The sequence below is a fragment of the Rubrilithobacter danxiaensis genome (assembly GCF_047272945.1).
GTDB classification, from domain to species: domain Bacteria; phylum Bacteroidota; class Bacteroidia; order Sphingobacteriales; family Sphingobacteriaceae; genus Rubrolithibacter; species Rubrolithibacter danxiaensis.
Genome location: NZ_JBKOPS010000003.1, coordinates 302,507 through 326,165 on the forward strand (window position 1 = coordinate 302,507; position 23,659 = coordinate 326,165).

Annotated in this window: 21 protein-coding genes; 7 read left to right on the forward strand and 14 right to left on the reverse strand. The window is 38.9% G+C overall.

What is annotated here, in order from left to right:
- The 4 genes from ACLCDL_RS05340 to ACLCDL_RS05355 all read right to left on the reverse strand — a co-directional run bounded on the left by ACLCDL_RS05340 (position 1) and on the right by ACLCDL_RS05355 (position 5,011).
- Positions 1-705: a tRNA1(Val) (adenine(37)-N6)-methyltransferase gene (locus tag ACLCDL_RS05340; RefSeq protein WP_423147238.1), complete on the reverse strand. Its 705-nt coding sequence runs from the start codon at positions 703-705 to the stop codon at positions 1-3.
- 53 nt (positions 706-758) lie between these two features.
- Positions 759-1,148 carry an SMU1112c/YaeR family gloxylase I-like metalloprotein gene (gloA2, locus tag ACLCDL_RS05345; protein WP_423147239.1) on the reverse strand — a complete coding sequence of 130 codons (390 nt, stop codon included), beginning with the start codon at positions 1,146-1,148 and terminating at the stop codon, positions 759-761.
- Positions 1,149-1,150: 2 nt separating this feature from the next.
- Positions 1,151-3,373 carry a phosphoribosylformylglycinamidine synthase subunit PurL gene (gene purL, locus ACLCDL_RS05350; RefSeq protein WP_423147240.1) on the reverse strand — a complete coding sequence of 741 codons (2,223 nt, stop codon included), beginning with the start codon at positions 3,371-3,373 and terminating at the stop codon, positions 1,151-1,153.
- 204 nt (positions 3,374-3,577) lie between these two features.
- Entirely contained in the window at positions 3,578-5,011 is a 1,434-nt protein-coding gene (locus ACLCDL_RS05355) for an APC family permease (protein ID WP_423147241.1), read from the reverse strand.
- A 197-nt stretch (positions 5,012-5,208) separates the two neighbouring features.
- On the opposite strand from ACLCDL_RS05355, the gene ACLCDL_RS05360 reads away from it, so the two are divergent.
- The 3 genes from ACLCDL_RS05360 to ACLCDL_RS05370 all read left to right on the forward strand — a co-directional run bounded on the left by ACLCDL_RS05360 (position 5,209) and on the right by ACLCDL_RS05370 (position 9,755).
- Positions 5,209-7,416 (forward strand): sodium-translocating pyrophosphatase, encoded by a 2,208-nt coding sequence (locus tag ACLCDL_RS05360; protein ID WP_423147242.1) that lies wholly within the window; start codon positions 5,209-5,211, stop codon positions 7,414-7,416.
- Between the two features lie 215 nt (positions 7,417-7,631).
- Positions 7,632-9,110: an amino acid permease gene (locus ACLCDL_RS05365; RefSeq protein ID WP_423147243.1), complete on the forward strand. Its 1,479-nt coding sequence runs from the start codon at positions 7,632-7,634 to the stop codon at positions 9,108-9,110.
- Positions 9,111-9,179: 69 nt separating this feature from the next.
- Complete coding sequence (locus ACLCDL_RS05370) at positions 9,180-9,755, forward strand: MarC family protein (RefSeq protein ID WP_423147244.1); 576 nt, start codon at positions 9,180-9,182, stop codon at positions 9,753-9,755.
- Between the two features lie 46 nt (positions 9,756-9,801).
- On the opposite strand, the gene ACLCDL_RS05375 is transcribed toward ACLCDL_RS05370, so the two are convergent.
- The 6 genes from ACLCDL_RS05375 to ACLCDL_RS05400 all read right to left on the reverse strand — a co-directional run bounded on the left by ACLCDL_RS05375 (position 9,802) and on the right by ACLCDL_RS05400 (position 15,948).
- The gene (locus ACLCDL_RS05375; protein WP_423147245.1) at positions 9,802-10,962 is read right to left on the reverse strand and encodes an RsmB/NOP family class I SAM-dependent RNA methyltransferase; all 1,161 of its coding nucleotides are present in this window, start codon (positions 10,960-10,962) and stop codon (positions 9,802-9,804) included.
- A gap of 82 nt (positions 10,963-11,044) precedes the next feature.
- A complete protein-coding gene (guaA, locus tag ACLCDL_RS05380; RefSeq protein ID WP_423147246.1) occupies positions 11,045-12,574 on the reverse strand; it encodes a glutamine-hydrolyzing GMP synthase in 1,530 nt (509 codons plus the stop codon).
- Positions 12,575-12,627: 53 nt separating this feature from the next.
- Positions 12,628-13,071: a lipocalin family protein gene (locus ACLCDL_RS05385; RefSeq protein WP_423147247.1), complete on the reverse strand. Its 444-nt coding sequence runs from the start codon at positions 13,069-13,071 to the stop codon at positions 12,628-12,630.
- 297 nt (positions 13,072-13,368) lie between these two features.
- Entirely contained in the window at positions 13,369-15,147 is a 1,779-nt protein-coding gene (locus tag ACLCDL_RS05390; RefSeq protein ID WP_423147248.1) for a histidine kinase N-terminal 7TM domain-containing protein, read from the reverse strand.
- Positions 15,148-15,326: 179 nt separating this feature from the next.
- The gene (locus ACLCDL_RS05395; RefSeq protein ID WP_423147249.1) at positions 15,327-15,506 is read right to left on the reverse strand and encodes a histone H1; all 180 of its coding nucleotides are present in this window, start codon (positions 15,504-15,506) and stop codon (positions 15,327-15,329) included.
- Positions 15,507-15,663: 157 nt separating this feature from the next.
- Complete coding sequence (locus ACLCDL_RS05400; protein WP_423147250.1) at positions 15,664-15,948, reverse strand: hypothetical protein; 285 nt, start codon at positions 15,946-15,948, stop codon at positions 15,664-15,666.
- A gap of 422 nt (positions 15,949-16,370) precedes the next feature.
- On the opposite strand from ACLCDL_RS05400, the gene ACLCDL_RS05405 reads away from it, so the two are divergent.
- Both ACLCDL_RS05405 and ACLCDL_RS05410 read left to right on the forward strand, forming a co-directional pair.
- Positions 16,371-17,582: a family 1 glycosylhydrolase gene (locus ACLCDL_RS05405; RefSeq protein WP_423147251.1), complete on the forward strand. Its 1,212-nt coding sequence runs from the start codon at positions 16,371-16,373 to the stop codon at positions 17,580-17,582.
- Positions 17,583-17,646: 64 nt separating this feature from the next.
- Positions 17,647-18,624, forward strand: a complete 978-nt coding sequence (locus ACLCDL_RS05410) for a Gfo/Idh/MocA family protein (RefSeq protein ID WP_423147252.1) — start codon at positions 17,647-17,649, stop codon at positions 18,622-18,624.
- Here the strand turns inward: ACLCDL_RS05410 and ACLCDL_RS05415 are convergent.
- From ACLCDL_RS05415 to ACLCDL_RS05425, 3 genes are all read right to left on the reverse strand, one after another.
- Positions 18,621-19,556 carry a 1-phosphofructokinase family hexose kinase gene (locus ACLCDL_RS05415; protein WP_423147253.1) on the reverse strand — a complete coding sequence of 312 codons (936 nt, stop codon included), beginning with the start codon at positions 19,554-19,556 and terminating at the stop codon, positions 18,621-18,623. The genes ACLCDL_RS05410 and ACLCDL_RS05415 overlap by 4 nt on opposite strands.
- A 72-nt stretch (positions 19,557-19,628) precedes the next feature.
- Positions 19,629-20,927: a M16 family metallopeptidase gene (locus tag ACLCDL_RS05420; protein WP_423147254.1), complete on the reverse strand. Its 1,299-nt coding sequence runs from the start codon at positions 20,925-20,927 to the stop codon at positions 19,629-19,631.
- A 21-nt stretch (positions 20,928-20,948) separates the two neighbouring features.
- Positions 20,949-22,328 (reverse strand): M16 family metallopeptidase, encoded by a 1,380-nt coding sequence (locus ACLCDL_RS05425; RefSeq protein WP_423147255.1) that lies wholly within the window; start codon positions 22,326-22,328, stop codon positions 20,949-20,951.
- An 82-nt stretch (positions 22,329-22,410) separates the two neighbouring features.
- Here ACLCDL_RS05425 and ACLCDL_RS05430 point away from each other — a divergent pair, with 82 nt between their 5' ends.
- Both ACLCDL_RS05430 and ACLCDL_RS05435 read left to right on the forward strand, forming a co-directional pair.
- Positions 22,411-22,662, forward strand: coding sequence for a hypothetical protein (locus ACLCDL_RS05430; RefSeq protein WP_423147256.1), 252 nt, complete (start codon positions 22,411-22,413; stop codon positions 22,660-22,662).
- Positions 22,663-22,720: 58 nt separating this feature from the next.
- Positions 22,721-23,197, forward strand: a complete 477-nt coding sequence (locus ACLCDL_RS05435; protein ID WP_423147257.1) for a CinA family protein — start codon at positions 22,721-22,723, stop codon at positions 23,195-23,197.
- On the opposite strand, the gene ACLCDL_RS05440 is transcribed toward ACLCDL_RS05435, so the two are convergent.
- On the reverse strand, positions 23,194-23,658 hold the full coding sequence (locus tag ACLCDL_RS05440; protein ID WP_423147258.1) for a deoxycytidylate deaminase: 465 nt from the start codon (positions 23,656-23,658) through the stop codon (positions 23,194-23,196). The genes ACLCDL_RS05435 and ACLCDL_RS05440 overlap by 4 nt on opposite strands.
- Position 23,659: the final 1 nt, after the last annotated feature.

Here is a 23,659-nt window from a genome sequence, read left to right on the forward strand (position 1 = left end):
TTAAAAGATAGTAAAAAAAGGAGACAAGGCTGCTTTGTACTCTTCTGAATATACCTTTTCACTTTGATATATTATAAAATCAGAACTGCTTAGTGCATCGGAGTTCTTTTTATAGGCAATTAAATACCGGTGAGGTTCGGAATTTTCAAAAGATTTTATCCTTATAGTGGTAGTCATTTCCAAACCTGTTTCTTTAGCATATTTGTTAACCAGATCAGCAACATGAACCGGAAGGATAAACCAGCATATTCCATTTCTGCTAAGATGCTTATAACATAATGAAACAAGACTGGCAAAAAATTCAGGCATGGTATGCCTCGCTAAGTTTTTCCTGCTATCAGGATTCTTCAGAGAATTAATAAAAAAGGGTGGATTTGAAACAATCATGTCAAATTGTTTATCAGGATAGTTAAGAAAAAAATCCTGAAAAGACATATTGCAAACTTTCAGCCGATCCGCAAAAGGGGAATCACTAAAATTAAGAGCAGCTCTTTCAGCAGCAGATTTATCAATTTCAACCGCTTCTACAGTTGCCTGCAAAAAACGCTGAGCCAGCATTAAAGCAATTACGCCCGTTCCGGTTCCTATATCAAGAATTGACATGGGATTTTCACTTTCGGCAAGTGCTCCAAGCAATACTCCATCTGTATTGATCTTCATGGCGCAGCCTGTTTGATCAATAGAGAATTGCTTAAAATGGAACATAAACCGACAAGTTGAAAGTAAAAAGGTAAAAGTTGAAAGATAAAGATTCCAGATCAGCTCTCATAAAGCTCTAAAGGCAGTCCGTCAGGATCGGCAAAAAAAGTAAATTGCTTTCCTGTAAAAGGATCTGTGCGTATCACTTCGGTTGCAATTCCTTTTTGATTTAAAGCTATAATGGCTTCCCTGATATCTGTTACTTCAAAAGCCAGATGCCGTAAGCCACAGGCTTCAGGAGCAGAAAGTCGCGGAGGTGCAGACGGAAAGGAAAACAGTTCAATCTGATACAGATCGCCTACTTTCAGGTCAAGCTTATAAGAATTCCGCTCTTCTCTGTAAACTTCACGTATAACTTCAAATCCTAAAACTTCTGTATAAAACTTTTTCGATTTTGGATAATTTGAGGCTATTATTGCTACGTGATGTATCCTTTTCAGCTGAAGCATTTCTACTCACCTAACAGATCGTAGAGTACATTTTCATTCACTGATGCAGCTTCAGATACCGTTCCGAATGATTCACCATCAACCAGCATCGCACCTTTATTTACTGTTCCTAAAAGACTGAAATCAATTTCGGTAGTAGCCATCAGTTCCACAAAGGTTTCCTGGTTTTGCGGCTTTACTGAAACAACAATACGCCCCTGAGCTTCACCGAAAAGAAACGCGTCTTTTCTTATTTGCTCGTCAGATTCAATTTCAAAACCCAGCTGATTTGGTTTTGCTGCCTCAAACAAAGCAATAAATAATCCCCCGTCAGCTACATCATGCGCCGATTCGATCAGTTTTTCCCGAATCAGGTGCTTTATTACCTGGTGTGTTTCGTATTCTTTTTCCAGATCAAAATAAGGAGCCGGAGAGGTCGCAATTTTATGATAGGATGCAAGATATTGTGAAGAAGCGATATCATTAACACTTTCACCAATCAGATAAATCAGATCTCCTTCTGACTTAAAATCTAAGGTCATTAATGTATTTACATCATCCAAAACCCCTAACATACCGATAGTTGGAGTCGGAAAAACAGGGCCCTCATCGCTGGATTGATTATAAAAACTTACGTTTCCACCGGTCACAGGGGTTTGAAATTTGGTGCAGGCTTCTCCCATTCCTTTAATTGCCTCTACAAAGTGCCAGTAAACTTCCGGGACATAAGGGTTCCCAAAATTGAGGCAGTTAGTAATAGCAACAGGCTCACCTCCGGCGCAGGTAATATTTCGGGCGGCTTCGGCAACAGCAATTTCACAACCAATTTTTGGGTCTGCATATACGTAGCGAGAGTTGCAATCAACTGTTAGTGCAATTGCTTTATCAGTTCCCTTAACTGCTACAACAGCCGCATCACTTGGGCGATTGATAGTCATATTTGCGGTACCTACCATGGAATCATACTGGTTGGTTACCCAACGTTTAGAAGCAATGTTAGGATGAGCTATCAGATGCTGAGCAACCGCTTTCAGATCTTCCGGCTCAGCAACATTTTCTATTTTGAATTTTTTAAATTCCTGATAGTATGCCGGTTCACGATATTCCCGATGGTAAACCGGAGCCCCACCACCTAAAACCAGATCATCAGCCGGAACGTCTGCCACCAGATCCCCGTTCATATAATACACCAGACGTTTAGTGTCTGTTACTTCGCCAATCTGCACGCAGTTCAAATCCCATTTATCAAACACTTTTTGCACGTCTGCTTCCCTGCCCTTTTCTACTACAATAAGCATACGTTCCTGAGATTCGGAAAGCAGGATTTCAAAAGGCTTCATATTCTCCTGGCGCATCGGAACTTTATCCAAATCAATCCGCATTCCGTGTTCACCTTTAGCGGACATTTCTGAATTAGAGCAGATAATTCCCGCTGCTCCCATATCCTGCATGCCTATTACCGCACCGGTTTGGATTACCTCTAATGTAGCCTCTAAAAGTAATTTCTCCTGGAAAGGATCTCCGACCTGTACGGCAGGTAAATCGTTTACGGAATCTTCTGTTATATCTTTCGACGCAAAAGCCGCTCCGTGAATACCATCTTTACCGGTTGCTGAACCTACAATAAATACCGGGTTACCTACTCCATAAGAAGTTGCAGATACAGTTTCACCTGCTTTTACGATGCCTGCCGACATCGCATTTACTAAAGGATTGATATTGTAACATTCGTCAAAGAACACTTCCCCGCCTACTGTTGGAATTCCAAAAGCATTGCCATAATCACCGATTCCTTTTACTACGCCTTTGATAAGCCATTTGGTACGTTCAAGCGTAGGATCGCCAAAACGCAGGGAATTGAGCTGGGCGATTGGCCGGGCACCCATGGTAAAAATATCACGATTGATACCGCCTACCCCGGTAGCAGCACCCTGATATGGTTCAAGAGCTGAAGGGTGATTGTGAGATTCGATTTTAAACGCACATCCAATTCCATCGCCAAGATCTACCAGTCCTGCATTTTCTTCTCCTGCTTTAGCCAGCATCCGAGGACCATCTTTCGGCAATGTTTTTAACCATACAATGGAATTTTTATATGAGCAGTGCTCGCTCCACATCACTGAAAAAATAGAAAGCTCGGTAAAATTGGGCGTGCGGCCGAGTATTTCTTTTATTTTCTCAAACTCTTCTGGTAAAAGACCTAAATCTTTTGCGGTATTTACGGTAGTAAGCTGATTATTCTCCAATTTGACTCTTATTTGAAAGGAAGGTCAAAATTAAAAAAAGACTGTGATTAATAAAATGCTGAATGAAATTAAGGTGAAAGGATAAAGATTAACGGCAAAAGTTAAAAGCTTGTAACTATTCTTATTAAGCAGTACTGTAATAAATATTGTTTATCATAAAAACTCAATTTTAATATCAAGCTTTCTTTGACTGAAATAATTGAATTATTTATTTGCTCGTGTGTTATCTTCCCTGGAAACCCCGCCCCACACATAATAAATCGGCAAGCCAATTAACACGATAATTAGTCCTGGCCAGGTAAAACCGGGTTTAAACCAGATTAAGAGAGAGCAGAAAGTTAAACCCATTATAATGTACAAAGCAGGAAGAATTGGATATCCGAAAGCTTTGTAAGGGCGTTCTGCATCAGGCCGTTTGTTTCTTAGAATAAATATTCCGGCTATTGTCAGCACATAAAATATCACCACAACAAAAGAAACCATATCGAGCAAATCTCCGTATTTGCCGCTCAGGCAAAGTAAGGAAGCGACTACACACTGAATCCAAAGCGCAAATTCGGGTACTGCATTTTTATTCAACCTGGCAGTCTTTTCGAAAAATAAACCATCTTTTGCCATTGTATAATAGACCCTTGCACCAGAAAGTATTAAGCCATTATTACAGCCGAATGTAGAAATCATAATCATTAAAGCAATGATAACGGTGCCGACATTACCAAATATTGCATGAGAGGCTACGACGGCAACGCGGTCTTTATCAGCAGTAGCAATTTCATGCAGAGGCAAAACTGCTGTATACATTACATTTGCCATCACATAAATTATAGTTACAATCAGCGTCCCGAAAAACAAGCTCAATCCTATATTCCGTTTCGGGTTAATGATCTCGCCGGCAATAAAAGTTACATTATTCCATGCGTCACTACTAAAAATAGAACCGACCATTGCAGCGGCAATTGCACCTAAAGCAGCCACGGTTGTATATTGTTCAAAAGTGCCGGCTTTGTTCAGCTTCTGTAAGGTCCATGCCTCAGACCAGTTCATATTCCATATATCCGACCTCAAGGCTAATAACCCGAATATAATTAAGCCTGATAAGCTTAAGATTTTTGTCAACGTAAATGTAGTTTGAATAAGCTTGCCGCTTTTTACTCCCCGCGTATTTATAAACGTAAGCAGGACAATGATTACGATAGACAGAATCTGCGCCGGTGATATTTTAAAACTTCCTATTGTGAATAAAACAAGGCTTTCACTAACCTCCGGGATAAGGTATGCGGTGAATTTTGAAAAGGCAACTCCTACAGCGGCAATCGTTCCTGTTTGTATTACAGCAAAAAGGCTCCATCCGTAAAGAAAACTGATTAATGGATTATACGCTTCTTTCAGGTAAACATACTGGCCACCTGCTTTCGGAAACATGGCACTTAACTCGCCGTAACTAACTGCGGCTATAAGAGTCATAAAGCCGGTTATAAGCCAAACAGCTATCAACCAGCCAGACGAACCTACGTTTCGTGTAATATCAGCGCTTACTATAAAAATCCCCGAGCCAATCATACTCCCGGCGACCAGTAAAGTAGCGTCGAGCAGACCGAGTTCACGTTTCATTCCGGTTGTTTCAATTGGTTGTTCCATAATTTGGCAGGGAAGTTAGTAATTTATCCTAAAAATGCATCTATTTTAAATCAGAGGCAAACAATCAGAAGTACTTTTCCTTTACGAAAGGAACATTCAATTATCAGTGAATTTTATTTGTTTAATCAAATTACCCTGCTATTTTTGAAAACTAACATAATTAACCAAATAATCATTTTTAATCTGTAATAGAATATATGCAATTTTTACAAGAAAATTTAATTTACCTGATCCCGGTTTTTGGCCTTATTGGAATCCTGGTAATGTTATCAAAATCGGCCTGGGTATCGAAGCAGGAAGCCGGCGATGAGAATATGAAAACATTAGCGGGATATATTGCCAGCGGCGCAATGGCTTTTTTAAGAGCAGAGTGGAAGATACTGACGTATTTCGCAATTATTGCCGCCGTATTGTTAGCTTATTCAGGAACATTGGTTGAAACTTCCAGTTGGGTAATAGCTGTTTCTTTTTTAATAGGTGCTTTTACTTCTGCCCTTGCAGGATACATCGGAATGAACATTGCTACTAAAGCCAATGTGCGCACCACTCAGGCAGCCCGTACCAGTTTAGCACAAGCGCTAAAAGTATCTTTTACAGGAGGTTCCGTTATGGGAATCGGGGTAGCCGGATTGGCGATTTTAGGATTAGGTTCCTTATTCATTGTTTTTTACCAGATTTACGTAGCACAGACAGGCGATGTAAATGGACACGATATGGAAAAGGCCCTTGAAGTGTTAGCAGGATTTTCATTAGGTGCTGAATCCATCGCTTTATTTGCACGTGTTGGAGGAGGTATTTATACAAAAGCTGCCGACGTAGGTGCAGACCTTGTTGGTAAAGTAGAAGCGGGAATTCCGGAAGACGATGTTCGTAACCCTGCAACCATAGCAGATAACGTAGGCGACAACGTAGGCGATGTTGCGGGTATGGGCGCTGACCTTTTTGGTTCGTATGTGGCTACCATTCTTGCAACCATGGTTTTAGGACGTGAAATTACCTCTCAGGATAATTTTGGAGGAATTGCTCCAATCCTTTTACCCATGCTCATTGCCGGTTTGGGATTGATCTTTTCCATTATCTCTACCACTTTTGTTAAAATAAAAAATGAAACCGACAGCGTGCAGAATGCCCTGAACATGGGTAACTGGTCGTCTATCATTTTAACGGCTATCGCTTCTTTTTTTGCTGTAAGATGGCTGCTGCCCGATACCATGTCGATAAGAGGTTATGAGTTTACCAATACAGATGTTTTCTTATCTATTATCGTTGGTTTAATTGTAGGAACACTGATGAGCATCATCACAGAATACTATACTGCAATGGGCAAACGTCCGGTAAAATCAATCGTTCAGCAGTCTTCAACCGGCCATGCAACCAATATTATTGGTGGATTGGCGGTTGGAATGGAATCAACTGTACTTCCAATACTGGTACTTGCTGCAGGAATTTATGGCTCGTACCATTTTGCCGGATTATATGGAGTTGCTATCGCGGCAGCTGGTATGATGGCAACTACGGCCATGCAGTTAGCTATTGACGCATTCGGACCGATAGCTGATAATGCAGGAGGTATTGCAGAAATGAGTATGCTTCCGGAAGAAGTGCGCCACCGGACAGATAACCTGGATGCGGTTGGAAATACAACTGCAGCAACCGGAAAAGGCTTTGCAATTGCTTCGGCAGCATTAACTTCCCTTGCTTTGTTCGCAGCATTTGTTGGAATTGCCGGCATTGACCGCATTGATATTTATAAAGCCGATGTATTAGCCGGGTTGTTTGTGGGCGGTATGATCCCTTTTATTTTCTCTTCATTATGTATTTCTGCAGTAGGACGTGCGGCAATGGATATGGTTCAGGAAGTACGTCGCCAGTTCAGAGAAATTCCGGGAATTATGGAATACAAAGCCAAACCGGAATATGAAAAATGTGTGGCCATTTCTACCAAAGCTTCCATCCGTGAAATGATGCTACCCGGAGCAATTGCCTTAATTGTACCCCTTATCGTGGGATTTTCATTCGGACCAGAAGTTTTAGGAGGATTACTTGCAGGTGTAACTGTATCGGGAGTTTTGATGGGAATGTTCCAATCAAACGCCGGCGGCGCCTGGGATAATGCAAAAAAATCCTTTGAAAAAGGAGTAGTAATTGACGGAGAAACTTATTACAAAAAATCAGAGCCTCACAAAGCGTCAGTTACTGGTGATACCGTTGGAGATCCGTTTAAAGATACTTCCGGGCCATCAATGAATATTCTTATTAAACTGATGTCGATTGTTTCCTTAATTATTGCACCTCACATCCACAAGGACAGTACTAACGAGGCTGCATTTAAACCAGAAATCAGGAAAGAAGTTAAAATCACATCCCCTCAAACTGCTTTTACTGTAATTAATAAAAATAAATAACTTACCTGCAAAAGAGGCTGTATGTTGATACGGCCTCTTTTGTTATTTTACTCTCCATTAATAATCACCAGAAAAAGTTCAAAAGGAACGATCTGATTCACAATTCAAAAATAATCCAACTTTCCGGCTATAATAAGAGCTCTTTTTCTTTTCGATTAATTTAAGTAGGTTTGATCTTTAAGGCCTGAAATTATAGCTATTAACACAAAAAATTTATGCGATTTGTTAAACCCTTAGATGTTTTACTGAAAGAAGCTGCTGAAAGCGGACAGGGAACTTTAAAAAGAACCTTATCAAGTTTTAACCTGGTAACCTTGGGAATCGGGGCTATTATTGGAGCTGGGCTATTCTCATTAACCGGTCTTGCTGCTCATAACGCCGGCCCTGCAGTAACCATTTCGTTCGTTATTGGGGCTGTCGCCTGCGCTTTTGCAGGTTTATGCTACGCCGAATTCGCCTCTATGATCCCTATTGCCGGAAGTGCATATACTTATTCGTACGCTACCATGGGTGAATTTATGGCTTGGATTATTGGATGGGACCTGGTACTTGAATATGCACTTGGAGCGGCAACGGTTTCAATAAGCTGGTCGCAATACCTCATTAAATTCCTGCATTACTTCGACATTGTCATACCGCCACAATTCACCATGTCTCCATGGGAAACTGCAACTCTCGCAGATGGAACAATTGTTAGCGGTATCATGAATGTCCCTGCGGTTTTTATTATTATTTGTCTTTCCTTACTTCTTATCAGAGGAACGCGGGAGTCGGCTTTTATAAACAATATGCTGGTGATATTAAAAGTTGCTGTTGTATTAGTTTTTATCGCTGTTGGCTGGAGTCATATAAACCCTTCAAATCATACTCCCTATATACCTGAAAATACCGGAACCTTTGGTGAGTTTGGCTGGTCAGGTATATTACGAGGTGCCGGAGTAGTATTCTTTGCATTTATTGGATTTGATGCGGTTTCAACCGCAGCACAGGAAGCCAAAAACCCAGAAAAGGGAATGCCCATCGGAATTATCGGATCTTTGGTGGTATGTACCATTTTATACGTACTCTTTTCGCATGTAATGACAGGCCTTGCCAACTACAAAGAATTTGAAGGAAGCGCTGCACCTGTAGCAGTAGCAATAGCTAAAACTCCTTATGCCTGGTTACAGGAAGCAATTATAGTTGCAATTCTGGCCGGTTATACTTCGGTAATGCTGGTAATGCTTATGGGACAATCAAGGGTATTTTATACAATGTCTAAAGATGGCCTGCTTCCTAAAGTGTTCTCCAATTTACATCCCAAGTTTCAGACTCCTTTTAAAACTAATATGCTTTTCGCAGTCTTTATCAGTTTGTTTGCTGCTTTCGTTCCTGTAAGCATTGTCGGCGAAATGGTTTCAATAGGCACCTTGTTTGCATTCATATTGGTTTGTATCGGCGTAATGGTTATGCGTAAAAGCGATCCTAAAACCCCGCGTCCTTTCAGAACGCCATGGGTTCCGTTTGTTCCTATTGCCGGTGTCATTACCTGCTTTATAATGATGGCATCCTTACCTTTAGACACCTGGCTGCGATTGGCTATCTGGATGCTGTTAGGCCTTCTTATTTATTGGCTGTACAGCAAAAAACATTCTGTAATACGAAATCAGCATAAGGTAGTTCTTCCGGTAGATCCTCCGAAACCAGAATTATAAGTGTATTCAAGGTTTCGGTTTTCCGAAACCTTTTTTTATTCAAGCCAGTTTAACTTCATCAAAAGGATAATGGATTCTCTGCAAATAGATTTGAAACAAATAGCCTCTGTAACAATGATCCTGTTTGCGATCATTGATATTATTGGCTCTATTCCTGTTATTATTACGTTAAGAAACAGAGCCGGCCATATTCAATCGGGCAAAGCTACTATTGCTGCCCTGATATTGATGATCGTTTTTCTATTTTTAGGGGATGAATTACTTAAAATAATCGGCCTTGATATTCCTTCATTCGCAATAGCCGGTTCTATCGTAATTTTCATTATAGCAATGGAAATGATATTAGGGATACATGTTTTTAAAGAAGAAGCCCCTGAAAGTGTTTCAATCGTTCCCGTGGCCTTTCCATTGATTGCCGGGGCAGGCACTATGACAACCTTACTTTCTTTAAAATCTGAATATTCTACCCTTAATATCCTGATAGGGATTATACTGAATATGGGCTTCGTTTATATTGTACTTAAAAATACCGCCCGTCTGGAACGTCTTTTCGGTAAAGCTGGCTTAGATGTTTTAAGAAAAGCTTTTGGGTTGATATTGCTTGCAATAGCGGTAAAACTATTCAGAAGTAATACAGGACTGTAACAATATGAGTTTGCAGATTTTTGGCATATTATACCTACCTGCACATCTACTTGATTAGCCGTGCTACAAACATGCTATCCGCTTTTAAATTATAACCTTTAATTAATTCCTGTTTTTCTAATTTCAAACCTAACTCTTTAACCAAAAAATCTACATTTTCCTCATTTTCTTCCTTAAAAACCGAACAGGTTATAAAAATCAGCGGGTTCCCCTCTTTAAGGTATTTTACAACCTGTTTAGCAATAGATTGCTGTAACCTTTGAAAACTCAGAATTCGTTGTTCGCGAAACTGGCCGATCATTTCCGGAGTGCGGCCCCAGGTTCCGGAACCACTGCAAGGAGCATCCAATATAATTCCATCGAACAAATAACTATGCAGAAAGGGCTGGGGATCTTCGGTCAGATCTAAAACTTTCTTCTGGTAGTTTCTTAATCCGCTTTGCTGAAAACGTTCATCCAAGTTTGATAAAACACTTTCCCTTACATCAGAAACCAGCAATTTAATTTCAGGCTGCTGACTAAACAACAATAAGGATTTGCCACCAGAAGCAGCACAGGCATCCCACCAGTAATCGTATTTCTGAGGCTTGAAATACTGAACGGTTTTTTGCGAAGACAGATCCTGTATTTCAAAAGGTCGCAAATCAGGGAACAGCTGATCTAACTTTGTACCATTCTGTAATCGTAATGTATCTGCACCTTCTTCAATAAAAGGTATACCTGCAACTTCCAATATATTCTTTACCTGTTTTTCCTTCCCAGGATGAAGGCGGATGAAAAGATCAGGCTGAATAAAAAAAGAGTTTAAAAATGAAGTTTTATCCAATCCGGCAGAAAGATGTTTATGAAAAGGAAAGACGTCATACAGGTTAAATGAAACTCCCTGTTGGTTCAGCCATTCAATTTTCTCTTCAACAAGCAACTCTATTCGTTGATTAAAATCTGGCCTGAAATTTTCCAGAAAAGGATTAGCTTGTCTTTCGCATAAAAATTCCGCTATCATCAAACGTTCTTCAACAGATACTTCCGGAACAGCTTTACCTATCCTGAAATAATTATAAAGAAGGCGGCTTGCCGTGCGCCGGTCGGTTGAACCCATCTGTTTGTTTGCACGAAAAAAAACCGGAAGAAATTTTGCCAGGGGCACGTCTCCCGGGTATTCGTTCAAAATTCGAAGAAACGTTTTTAGTTGATTTTCAAACCTCATATCTTCCCTAATCTCCAGAAGGAGACAACTACTTTAGCTATTGCCACAGAACAAAAACAAGGCCGTAATCTTTTTGATAAGCTTACTCCCACTCAATTGTAGCAGGTGGTTTTGAGCTGATATCGTAAACAACTCTGTTTATACCTTTTACATTGTTTATGATCTCGTTAGATATTTTTGCAAGCAGCTCATAAGGCAAATGGCTCCAGTCAGCTGTCATTCCGTCTACAGAGCCTACTGCTCTTAAACAGATCACATTTTCATAAGTCCGCTCATCACCCATTACTCCTACAGATTGCACAGGAAGGTAAATCGCTCCTGCCTGCCAAACCTTATCGTACCAGCCAGAAGCTTTCAGATTATTTATATAAATTGCATCCGCTTCCTGCAAAATAGCTACTTTTTCAGGAGTTATATCTCCCAGAATACGAATAGCCAGGCCCGGACCAGGGAAAGGATGACGCCCTAAAATTACATCATCAATTCCTAAGGCTTTACCTACTTTGCGAACTTCATCTTTAAATAAAGTATTCAGAGGTTCTACCACTTTAAGCTTCATAAAATCAGGTAATCCTCCAACATTATGATGCGATTTTATAGTAGCTGAAGGTCCTTTAACGGAAACTGATTCAATTACATCGGGATAAATAGTTCCCTGTCCAAGCCATTTTACATCCTGAACTTCGTGAGCAGCATCATCAAACACCTCTATAAATACCCTCCCGATAGTTTTTCTTTTCTGCTCAGGATCTTTAATTCCGGCAAGTTGGACTAAAAACCGATCTTTCGCATTTATTCCTTTTACATTTAAACCCATGTGCTTATAAGAATCAAGCACTTGTTCAAATTCATTTTTGCGCAACAAACCGTTATCAACAAAAATGCAATGAAGGTTTTTACCTATTGCATGATGAAGCAACACTGCAGCAACCGATGAATCTACTCCGCCTGATAAGCCCAGCACTACCTTGTCATCGCCGATTTTTTCACGAAGCGAAGCGATAGTGGTTTCTATAAAAGAATCGGGAGTCCAGTTCTGTGTACAACCACAAATATCTACCAGAAAGTTTTCAAGGAGTTGCTTTCCATCTGTACTGTGCGTTACTTCCGGATGAAATTGAATTCCGAAAGTTTTACTTCCATTGATCTGGTAAGCCGCCACTTTAACCGTATCGGTACTGGCGATGATTTCAAAACCCGATGGAATGTCGGCAATGGTATCGCCATGTGACATCCAGACCTGTGAATCTTTCGGAATATTTTTAAGAAGGGGATTTTGATCATTAATAAAATGAAGATTAGCTCGTCCGTATTCCCGAATAGTTGATGGAACAACTTCTCCTCCTGATTTGTGAGCGAGGTATTGCGCTCCATAACATACCCCTAATAAAGGCAATTTATTATGAAAACGTAAAAAGTCTATTTCAGGTGCTTCTTCCTGTCTTACAGAATAAGGACTGCCGGAAAAAATAATCCCCTTAACAGAAGAATCAAATTGGGGAAGATTATTGTACGGATGAATCTCGCAGTAAACGTTAAGCTCTCTTACTCTCCGGGCAATCAGTTGTGTGTATTGCGACCCGAAGTCAAGAATGATGATTTTTTCTTGCATGGGCAAAGATAAAAAAGCTTAAACAAGATGAAAAGCTAAATAAAATATAATTTTCAGGGTGCTATACGTACAAATTTTTCGCCTGTCACACCCTCAAATCCAAAAAGCAAGGTCAACTGGTTTCCTTCCAAGTGGTACTCTTTGATTGATTTATTTTTATTATCGCAATCTGTTATCTCTAAACGTTTATCGTCTATGAGTATATAAGAGCCCCGCAAGTTATAGCTCTGTTCGCCATCTTCTTTTCTAAAATACTTCCCGTTGTCGGCAAACTTGACGTACGCAATTTTTACGGAAGGGCTCCACTTTAGTTCACCACCCCACCTCTCGTTGCTATTTATTGCAGTTAATTCCCATTCACCGGTAATACCCGGGTTAATTGCTCTTTTCAAACTTACTTCATCTTTAACCTCAACCTCTTTACCGCAGGTAACATAAATCAACATTAAAGAAAATGCAGCAATAAGCAGGAAATATCTCTTGTAAAAAAAATTCATAATGTTCTTTTTTCAGTATTACGCCTCTGAATGTCAAAACGCTACAGAAGTGTCATAAAAATTATTTATCTGCCATTAAACGCAATAATCAAACATCCTTTTCGTATTTTAGAAATTAACGATAAAAACTTTTTAACTGTTAAAATAAGATGGAACCGGAAAAAGGAGAAGTACAATTTGAAATGTACATAGTAGATTGCCTGGTTTGTAATGAGATTAAGGAAGAAACATCACATTCTGTGAAAAATGTATGCAAAGGCTGCTTTGAAGCCAATTTCATTACAAAAATTTAGTCGCTTATTGCGTTGATGCAGTTACATATTCTGACTGAGAAGCAAAAGACGTTTTATTGGTAAGCGGCAGGGTAAAGTAAAAAGTAGAACCTTTACCCACTTCGCTTTCTACCCCTATTTCTCCCCCATGTCTGCTCACTATATCATGGCATATAAATAATCCGATACCCAAGCCGGATATCTGCTGTTCTTTATTCTCTATCCGATAAAACTTCTGGAACAGGCTGGATAATTTTTCCTTACTTATTCCCATACCAAAATCCGTAACAGAAATTTTAAGTATAGCATCTTTTACAGCTATTTCAATAATAACCACTTTTGCAGTAGCAGCATATTTTACCGCGTTTGACAGAAAATTACATAGCACCTGTTCAATCCTGTTCCTGTCGGCTATTACCTGCAGTTTTGTATTACCTTTTACTACAATTTGATGTGAAGGACTATTATTCTCAGAAAAAGTTATACAGTCGGTAATTAGCTCTTCCAGATTAAATTCTGTAAAATTATACTGCATTTTGCCTGCCTGAATCTTGGAGACATCCAAAAGATCGCTGATTAATCCAATTAGTTTATCTACTTGTCTGTTTGCTTTTACGATGAAATTCCGGTAGGCAGGGTTCTGCTCTTTTTCTGAGATTTTTTCTATTATCTGCAGATACCCTTTCATGCTGGTAATAGGTGTTTTTAACTCGTGGCTTGCAATGGTCAAAAACTCATCCTTTTTATTCATTAGCTGATTAATAGCTTCTTTGGCGTGAAAGGCAGTTACATCTTTAAAAAGCAAAATCTTACCGCTATAGGTACTGTTCTCCTCAAAAAGCGAAGTGATGGTTACGTCGTATATTTTCCTGATCTCGCCATCGTATAAGGAAACTTCAACTACGTCATTTACGTATTTATCTACTACTATATTTAATTCATATACTTCCGGAAATAAAACCCTAAAGTCGGAACCAATGATATCCCGCTTTTCAAAAGGAATTATTTTCCTCATTTCGGGATTAATATCAATTACCCTGTTTTGCTTATCTAAAACTAAAACACCTTCCTGCATCGCTTCTATTACCCTTTCGCGGGCAATGGGCATTATATCAAAAAGACGCAGCCTCAACAATCCGAATCCTATAATGAACGATGTAAGAATGAACGTAAAAGGTGTAATATCAAGATGTTTATAGGGCCTGAATCCCGCCTGATAAAAAAGATTAAATACCCATGGTACAAGAGCGCCCAGCATAATAACATTACTTTGTTTTCTAAATAACGCGTCAGCTGTTCTGAATTTCGAGCTTAATAAAAACAATCCCCAGCCTAACATCATATAAAAATATACCGTATTAATTTTATACCATGGACCAAACGTTACTGCAAGTAAAGAAAGCGGGCCACTTTTATCGAGATGCCAACTTGAATAATATAAATGATGCCACTCATCTGTCCAGATAAGTGTTAATGTAGATGCTGGGATCAAAAAAATGAGTATAAGTGTGGACGTGTTCAGCCATCGCTCTTTATTTATCAGTTTAATAATTGAAAGAATCCACAAAGCAGGCAAAAGTGCCAGCCCGATACTTTGCAGGCGGTTCCAGAATAGAATTTCTTCTATCGAAGTACTGGAAAGGACCAAACCATACCCTGCCATCCATATAGCTATTGCCAGCATGGTAAAACTAAAAGGCTGAACAGATTTATCCAGACGCTGGTTAATAAGCAAAGCCATAAACAGCGTAACAAATGCGGCGATTAGAAGTATGATTGAATAAATATTCAGTTCTAAGCTCATTAATAAAGGTGTGTTTCTGTCTGTTTATCCATTACTACGAAGAACAAATGTGTACGTTCCAATTTTAAAATAAATTATCATTTTTTTAAATAAAAAGCAAATTCTGCTATCCTGCAAATGCCCCTTAAACAAATAAAGCCGGCAAGGCCGGCTTTATTTGTTTACAAAGTATTTATGAATTATTTGTCTTTATTTTTTATTTCTGTTACTTCATTACGAATGTCTTGTGCAAGCGTTTTAATTTGTTGTAAAGCTTTACGTACACGTGTTCCGGCAGCTCCGCTATTCTTGTTGTAGAATTTGTCTGCATCAGCTTCAACAGAAGCTATAAGTTCCTTAAGTTGATTGAATTTTTCCATTTGATTTAAATTGATTTACTCCCAAATATAGAATTATTAGTGTATTTCCTAAATATTGACAAACAAGAATAAAAAAAACAAGTGTAATATTTTTAGTTAATAAGAGCTTAAGTATTTCTGTTTAAAGCATATCTGACTTTTTAATTACATGCAGTAATTACTCTTTATTCCGGAACAGCTTAAGTATTTTTATTGGAGTTTGAGGTAAATTTGTGGCTGATGCTTTTGAATCAATCTTGGTAATAGCTCCAAAACCAATAAAACTATGTGTTTGCTCCCATAGCTTCAATGCATCTTTATTATCCTGATCAGATTCTTCTATTTCTTTCTTTCGCAGTAAGATTCCCGGGAAGGCCTGCATAAATGAGCCGCTATTATTTTTTAAAGCCTGAACGATTGCTGTAATAGATAGTATCCAGACAAAAGCAACTAAAAGAATCATAGAGTAAAATGTAAAATCTAACTATAAATAATATGAACTGAAAAATTGTTTTAATATTACATTGTTTAAGAAAAATAATTATGAAATTCTTGTAACTTCTACCTGTAAATCAGAGTAAAAGAACTTGTTTTCATTGATAGGTTTAGGTAAATAAAGGAGCTCAAAAGGCTCCTTTATTTTTTTGAAAAAATTCTTTTTAAAAGATTTTACATAATGGGCGAAACTTATCAAAATACTCACCGTATAATCATGCGTCCTCCCAAAGGACATGTTTTTCATAGGTAGATGTAGGGTCAGGTTTAAAACCTGGCCCTTTTTTATTTAACCTTACAACTTCTGAGGCAATTCTCTTGCAATTGAATTGCATAAAACAATTAGCAAAAGAAGCTGTAAGTAAGATATTATCACTTACATCCATCTTTATGAGAAAGAACAAATTCATGTTTGCTACCGGAATTGAAAATAGTTACCCTACCATAACGCTTCCCGATGGCTCTAAAAAACGCATCGATGAAATGGAAAAATGCGGACATTACAAGTACTGGAAAGAGGATTTTAATCTGGTAAAGGAAATGGGCATAGAATTTTTAAGATACGGCGCTCCTTATTACAAAACACATACAGGGCCCGGTCAGTATGACTGGTCATTTACAGATGAAACGTTCAATTATATGAGAGAATTAAAAATTGAACCGCTAGTAGACCTATGCCATTTTGGAGTACCAGACTGGATTGGAGATTTTCAAAACACTGACTTCCCTCGCTACTTTGCTGAATATGCCAAAGCCTTTGCAGAACGCTATCCTTATATTCAATTTTACACACCCATTAATGAAATATTTATAGCCGCAGCCTTTTCCGGCCAATACGGTTGGTGGAATGAGTGCCGCTCAGATGACAGATCTTTTGTAACCGCTTTACATAATTTGTGTAAAGCCAATGTAATGGCCATGCATGAGATAGTGGCACTGCAGCCCGAAGCTACTTTTATCCAAAGTGAATCATCCGAATATTTTCATCCTGAAGATCCTGATTGTGATGCCCTTGCAACCTTCCTGAATCAAAAACGATTTCTATCGCTTGATCTGAGTTATGGATATCCTATCAGCGTTACCATGTACGAGTACTTACAGGATAACGGAATAACACGTGAGCAATACCATTGGTTCGAGCAAAATCAGGTAAAGGGAAGCTGCATCATGGGAAATGATTATTATATAACAAACGAACACATGGTTCACCCCGATGGCAGCACCTCGGCAGCAGGTGAAATTTTTGGTTATTATGTAATAACCCATCAATATTATAACCGCTACCGCTTACCTGTTATGCATACTGAAACCAATATGCGTGAACCCGGTTCTGTAAGATGGCTGCAAACCCAATGGGCAAACGTACGGAGATTAAAAAGAGACGGCGTTCCTATTTTCGGATTTACATGGTATAGCCTTACCGACCAGGTAGATTGGGATTCAGCATTAAGAAACGATGTTGGAAACGTAAACTCGCTTGGTCTGTATGACCTTGACAGAAAAATACGTCCGGTAGGCGAAGCTTATAAAGAACTCATTCATCAATGGCGTGAAACATTGGAAAATGAAAGCTACGGCCTGCATTTTAAAATGTATAAATAGAATAATGGCTACTTCCTGTTTTATTAAAATAACTCTAACTTCCCCCGTATTTAAATTTATCTGAATGAGTGATATTAAATGGGGAATTATCGGCTGCGGAGATGTTACCGAAGTAAAAAGCGGGCCGGCTTTCAATAAAGTAAAAAACTCCTCTTTACATGCTGTAATGCGTAGGGATTTAGCTAAAGCACGTGATTATGCCGAACGGCATCATGTCCCTGAATATTATTGCCAGGCAGATGAATTGATAAATAATCCTGCTGTAGATGCTATTTATATTGCGACTCCTCCACTGTATCATGAAGAATATACTATAGCTGCACTACAGGCAGGTAAGCCTGTTTACGTAGAAAAACCGATGACTATGAATGAAAGTTCAGCATTAAAAATGCTTGAATGTTCAAAAACAACCGGTGTAAAGCTATGTGTTGCTCATTACCGAAGAGGGCTGCCGATTTTTAAAAAAATAAAGGAGCTCATTGATTCAGGAGAGATTGGTGAAGTACGGTTTGTTCGTATGAAATTATTTCAGCCGGACCAGGCAGAAATGATAGCAAAAACACAGGAGAACTGGCGTGTAAATCCTGAAATATCCGGAGGAGGACTCTTCCACGATCTTGCTCCTCATCAGCTGGATCTGATGTTGTATTTTTTTGGCGATGTAAAAACTGCTCATGGAATTGCTTTAAACCAGGCGTCCCTATATAAAGCAGATGATCTTGTTTCGGGAGAAATGGTTTTTAAAAATAATATCCTTTTTCAGGGATTATGGTGTTTCACTGTTCCGGAGGAAGAAACGGCAGACATTTGTGAAATTAACGGAACAAAAGGAAAAATAACATTTTCTGTATTCGGGCATTATTATAAACTGAAAACTAATGGAAAAGAAGAGCGTTTTGACTTTGAGAAGCCAATGCATATACAGCAACCCATGATACAAGAAGTGGTGGATTACTTTTTAGGAAAAGGCCCTAATCCCTGCCCAGCCGAAGAAGCGGCAAAAGTGATGCGAATAATGGATGATTTTACACGAAAAAGTTAAAACTGCCCTCTTTTCATGAGCCATTGATAAAGCCGTTCCGCATCTTCTCGTTTAAAAAGTTCTGTTCCCGGATTCATAGTTGCTGCTGTTCCGCATGCTACTCCCCACCGCACCATGGCCGAAAGACTTTCGCCACGTGTAATGGCATAAATCATCCCTGCTACCATACTGTCGCCAGCCCCTACCGTGCTCATCTTTTTTACTGTTGGAGCCGGTATATGTTCAGTACTATCTTTTGTAATTAAATGCGCTCCTGCTCCTCCCATAGAAACCACGATGATTTCACATTTTCCCTGCCCGATTAATTCTTTTGCTGCACTTTCTACGGATTCGTTATCCAATGACTGTACCCCTACCAATTTGCCAAGTTCACCTAAATTAGGCTTTAACAAATACACCCCTTCATTTAACGCAGCTTGCAGCGCATCGCCGGAAGTATCAACTATAAACTTTGCACCTATTTTTTTAGATAAGAACCCTACTTTTCCGATAAATTCGGGTGAAACACCGGCAGGCATACTTCCGCTTACAATAATACAGGAGGGCGACTGTTTTTCTATTAAGGGGATGAACTTTTCAATTTCCTGCGCATACAATTCCGGGCCGGGCATCCCAAAACGAAACTGCTGGTTGCTGGAGTTATCTACAACAATAAAATTCTCACGATTTTCATTTTCTGTTTCCACTACTTCTACTTCAATCTGCTCTTTCTCTAAAAGCGACTGCAATAGTTGGCCCGTTCTGCCTCCGGAAGGGAAAATAGCAACAGAATCTGTGTCCAACCTTTTTAACGCTCTTGAAACATTTATACCTCCTCCCCCGGGCTCATATTTAGGAGCAGCGCAATTCAGCTTCTGTTCGGGAAGCAGCTTGTCTACCGAAGTACTTTTGTCTACAGTAGGGTTTAGTGTTAGAGTAACTATTTTAGCCATAAAGCTTCAAAAAGATATAGTGGTATAACCCGCAACAAATGCGGATTGTATTGAAAAAAAGCGAAAATAATCTTATTTGCTTAACGATATGTTAAAAACGGCCGAAGCCTCTGCTAATAGTTTAGTATCGCCCAAATAACTCCATTTTATTCCTGTTACATTTTTAAATGCTGCCTGAAGTTGTGCCAGTGATGTCTGAGTCACCTTGGCAGGTAATTCTTCTGCAAGTTTCCAGTTTCCCATTACCTCGGCATTTCCTAATGAAGAGGCAATTGCACTGCTGCTTTCCTCTTTCATATAATTGCTTGTTATAAAACTGCTTTTGGCTTTTTGCAGCTCATCTGCAGAGAAACCTTGGCTTTTTATTTTTTTAAGCTCATTTACCATTACTTCCACAGAGGCTTTCGGATCTGTAGTACTCACATACATTAAACCATAAGGCATTAAATGAGTAGCTGAATACGCATAAGGAGCATAAGAAAGATTTCTTTTAGTTCTGATTTCTTTAAATAAACGTGTACTGAAAAGAGATATTCCTAAGCGATACGGAACATACTCTTCACTGTTCATTTTTTCTGCATTAAAAAGGCCCATAATATAATTGGTAGCTAACTGCCTTTCCTCAGAAACAATACCGGTAGTAAATTGAGGAACCTTATATAAAACCGGGGAATAAGCTTTAGACGGAAGTGAAGCAAAAGACGCTTTTATTTTAGAAATTAAGTCTTCTTTAGATATCTTACCTACCACTACCAGAAACATTCTTTTTTTATTGAGAATACTGTTGTAATAATTTTTCAGGTCTGAAGCTGAAATCTTACTCAATGTAGAATCTTCTCCCTCTGGATTAATTGCATAAGGCGTTCCTGAAAATGCACTTGTTAAAGCCATTTGCTCAACCCTGTCATCCGGATTAGCTTCCCTTTCCTTCAAACCCGATACTAATCTTTCTTTTAACAATCCATATTCCTTTTCATCGAAAGTTGGATGGGTTATTGCGTCAGAAAACAAGCTCCATCCCTCATTAAAATATTTAGAAATGCAATTCATGCTGATATTTCCAAAATCATATGAGGAAGAACCACCTATCAGAATTCCAAAGGCATCTGCTTTATCTTTAAAGGCATCTTTATTAAACTTCTGTGTTCCGCATTCTGTTGCCGCAGCTAATGCTGCATTTTCAATTCCCGCTTTGCCTGCAGGATAATTGGCAACACCGCCCCTATAATACATGCTAACATGGATGATATCTTTTGTTGTTGGCTTCCAGATCACTTTTATGCCATCTACCTCAAAAGATGTCGTCGCAGTTTGAGCAAAAGAGGTGATATATAAAAAAGAAAGCAGGGTATAAAGTACAATACGTTTCATAACGGTATTTTTTACAGGATTCTATTTTGCTTTAAAAAATTCTTCAGGTTTAATCTGGCTTTTTGCTGCCGGACTAATTAACATACCGGCGCAGTAAGGTTTCTCTTTTATATATGTTTGCACATAGCGTTTCAGTTCATTCCTGTCAACCTTTCTTAAATTATCCAGGTAGGAGTTTAAATAATTGATAGATGCTGAAGCCCACCAGAAAGAAACGGTATGCACATATTCGGATGTAATTTCCTGTTCTCTTACCTGGCTGATCTCCAGTTTCCTTTTTGCAGTTTCTATTTGTTCATCTGTGATATAATCATCTGAATCCATTAAGCTGATTTGCCTTTTTACTTCGGCCAGGCACTCTTTTACCTTAGCAGGATTTGGCACTACAAATAAATTTATCGGACCAACATGCTTTTGTGTAAGATACCCGATGTTTACCTGCAGGGCAAGGCCTGCGTCTACCAATGCTTTATTCAGACGGGAAGAATTCTGATCCAGAATAAAAGAAAAAACATCGGCAGCATAGGTTGCTTTAATATCATTCCTGGTATCCGGCCCCATCCAGTTAAACATCATAAAAGGAACTCTTGATAAATTAGATTCTACAATAAAATAATCCGTCTTTTGCAGGGGTTTAAATTCGGGAATCGGCCATCTTTTAAAAGGGTCGAAACCTGAAGGTTTCCAGTCGCCGTAAATTTGCTCTACCTGTTTAAAAACATCCTCATGCTTCACATCTCCTGCAACGGTTAACAGTGAATTGTTGGGCCAGTAATATTTATTTTTAATGGTATCCATTTTCGCCGGCGTGGCCGAACGAATGATATCATGATTTCCTATCACATTTTTTCGTGAATACAAATCTCCCCACATATGAAGGTTCATTGCATCTATTAAAGCGAAATAAGGATTTGATTCATTTCTTTGAAATTCGCCGTCAACTACTATATTTTCCTTTTTCATCTCTTCCGCATTAAACAAAGGATAGCGGATGGCAGAATTCATAAATTTTAATCCTTCTGTTAAATTAAATTTTGGCAGGGTAAAATAATAGTTAACCCGTTCTTCCGATGTTGTTCCGTTAAAGTGAATACCTAGCTCACTTACTTTATCTAAAAACTGTTCCTGGCTTGGATAATCCTTATTCGCCTTAAAAAACATGTGCTCGTATAAATGGCTCAAACCATTGTATTCAGGAGACTCTGTATAAGAACCGTTTTTACAGGCAATTTCGATAGTGGCAAGAGGAACGCTGTTATCTTCAATGACTACCACTTCTAACCCGTTATCCAGTTTATTACGAAACATGTTTGTGGGCTGGCCCTGGCAAAAAGCTGTAAAGGCAGCAAAAGTTTGTAATAAAAGGCAGCAAATAAACAAGCAGTTTGACTTTCTGATCATACTATTTAGATTGATACAGGTAAATATATTATAAAAAGAAAAACAAGCCCCTACTTTATTTTTTTATTATTAAAAATTGAAAATGAGTTTAAGTGAAGGCTTACAAAAATTGCTTAACAAAAAATATACACCTGCTTCTATGATTAATTTAACATATAAGGGTAATGATTTGGCTTTTAAAACTGATGCATCCGGCAATCCTGTTCTGCTTTTCATTGGAAAACTAAATGAAAAAAACGGAATTAGCGGTGAAAGGTATGCACGAACGCTAAAATTTAATCAGGAAGGAGAAGTTATAAAAGATCACTGGGAACTTAAGGGAAAAGCAACCTGATCATTCTATCTAAACTCTTCTGCCTTTACTTTGTCTGTATTTTAATTAAATAAATTATATGCCCGCTAAATCTGTTATCGCCTGCTGCCATACGCTTCTTGAAAAAAAACTCACTATTGCCTTTGCTGAAAGCGCCAGTACCGGACGTTTAATTTATGATTTCACTTCCGTTCCGGATTGTGGTGAAATTGTTTTGGGCAGCATTGTTTGTTACGATGTTTCTGTTAAAAAACAGCTATTGGGAGTTCCGACTGATATAATAGAAAAATATACCGCTGAGTCGGCTGAAGTAACACATTTGCTGACACTGGGAGTAAAAAAGCTAATACCGGCAGATGTTATTGTAGCTGTAACTGGCTTAGCATCAGAAGGCGGAAGTGAAACCGCCGAAAAACCTGTGGGCACCATGTTTATTCACGGGATAGTAAAAGATCAGGAATGGAAAGCAAGACTTCAGTTCGATGGTTCTCCGGATGAAATCATTGCTAAAACAATTGATGCCGTTGCTTCTATTTTACTTGAGAAATTAAATTAAGCACTCGTATACTTTTGTGTTTCTACGCCGAACTTATTTAAAAAATCTACTCCTTCATCCGAAGGAAGACCCTTATACTCGGCATACGAATTCTTAAAAAAAACTTTTTTTATGCCAGAAGAATAAATTAAACGGGCACAAGGCAAACAGGGAGATAAGGTTACGTATAAAGTAGAACCTTCCAGGCTGGCACCATTTTTTACAGCATATAGAATTGCATTTTCTTCGGCATGAAGTGCCAATGAACAGCTTCCCCGAACATCGCGTGGACATCCTGTTAAAGGCCACTCCTCATCACAATTATGAGTACCTGCCGGAGGGCCGTTATAACCAATAGAAATTATACGGGTATCTTTAGCTAAAACAGCTCCGACCTGAGCTTTAACGCAGTGTGAGCGTTTAGCCAGGTCGGAAGCTAAATTCATAAAAATTGTATCAAATCCGGGTTTTTCCGAAAGCATT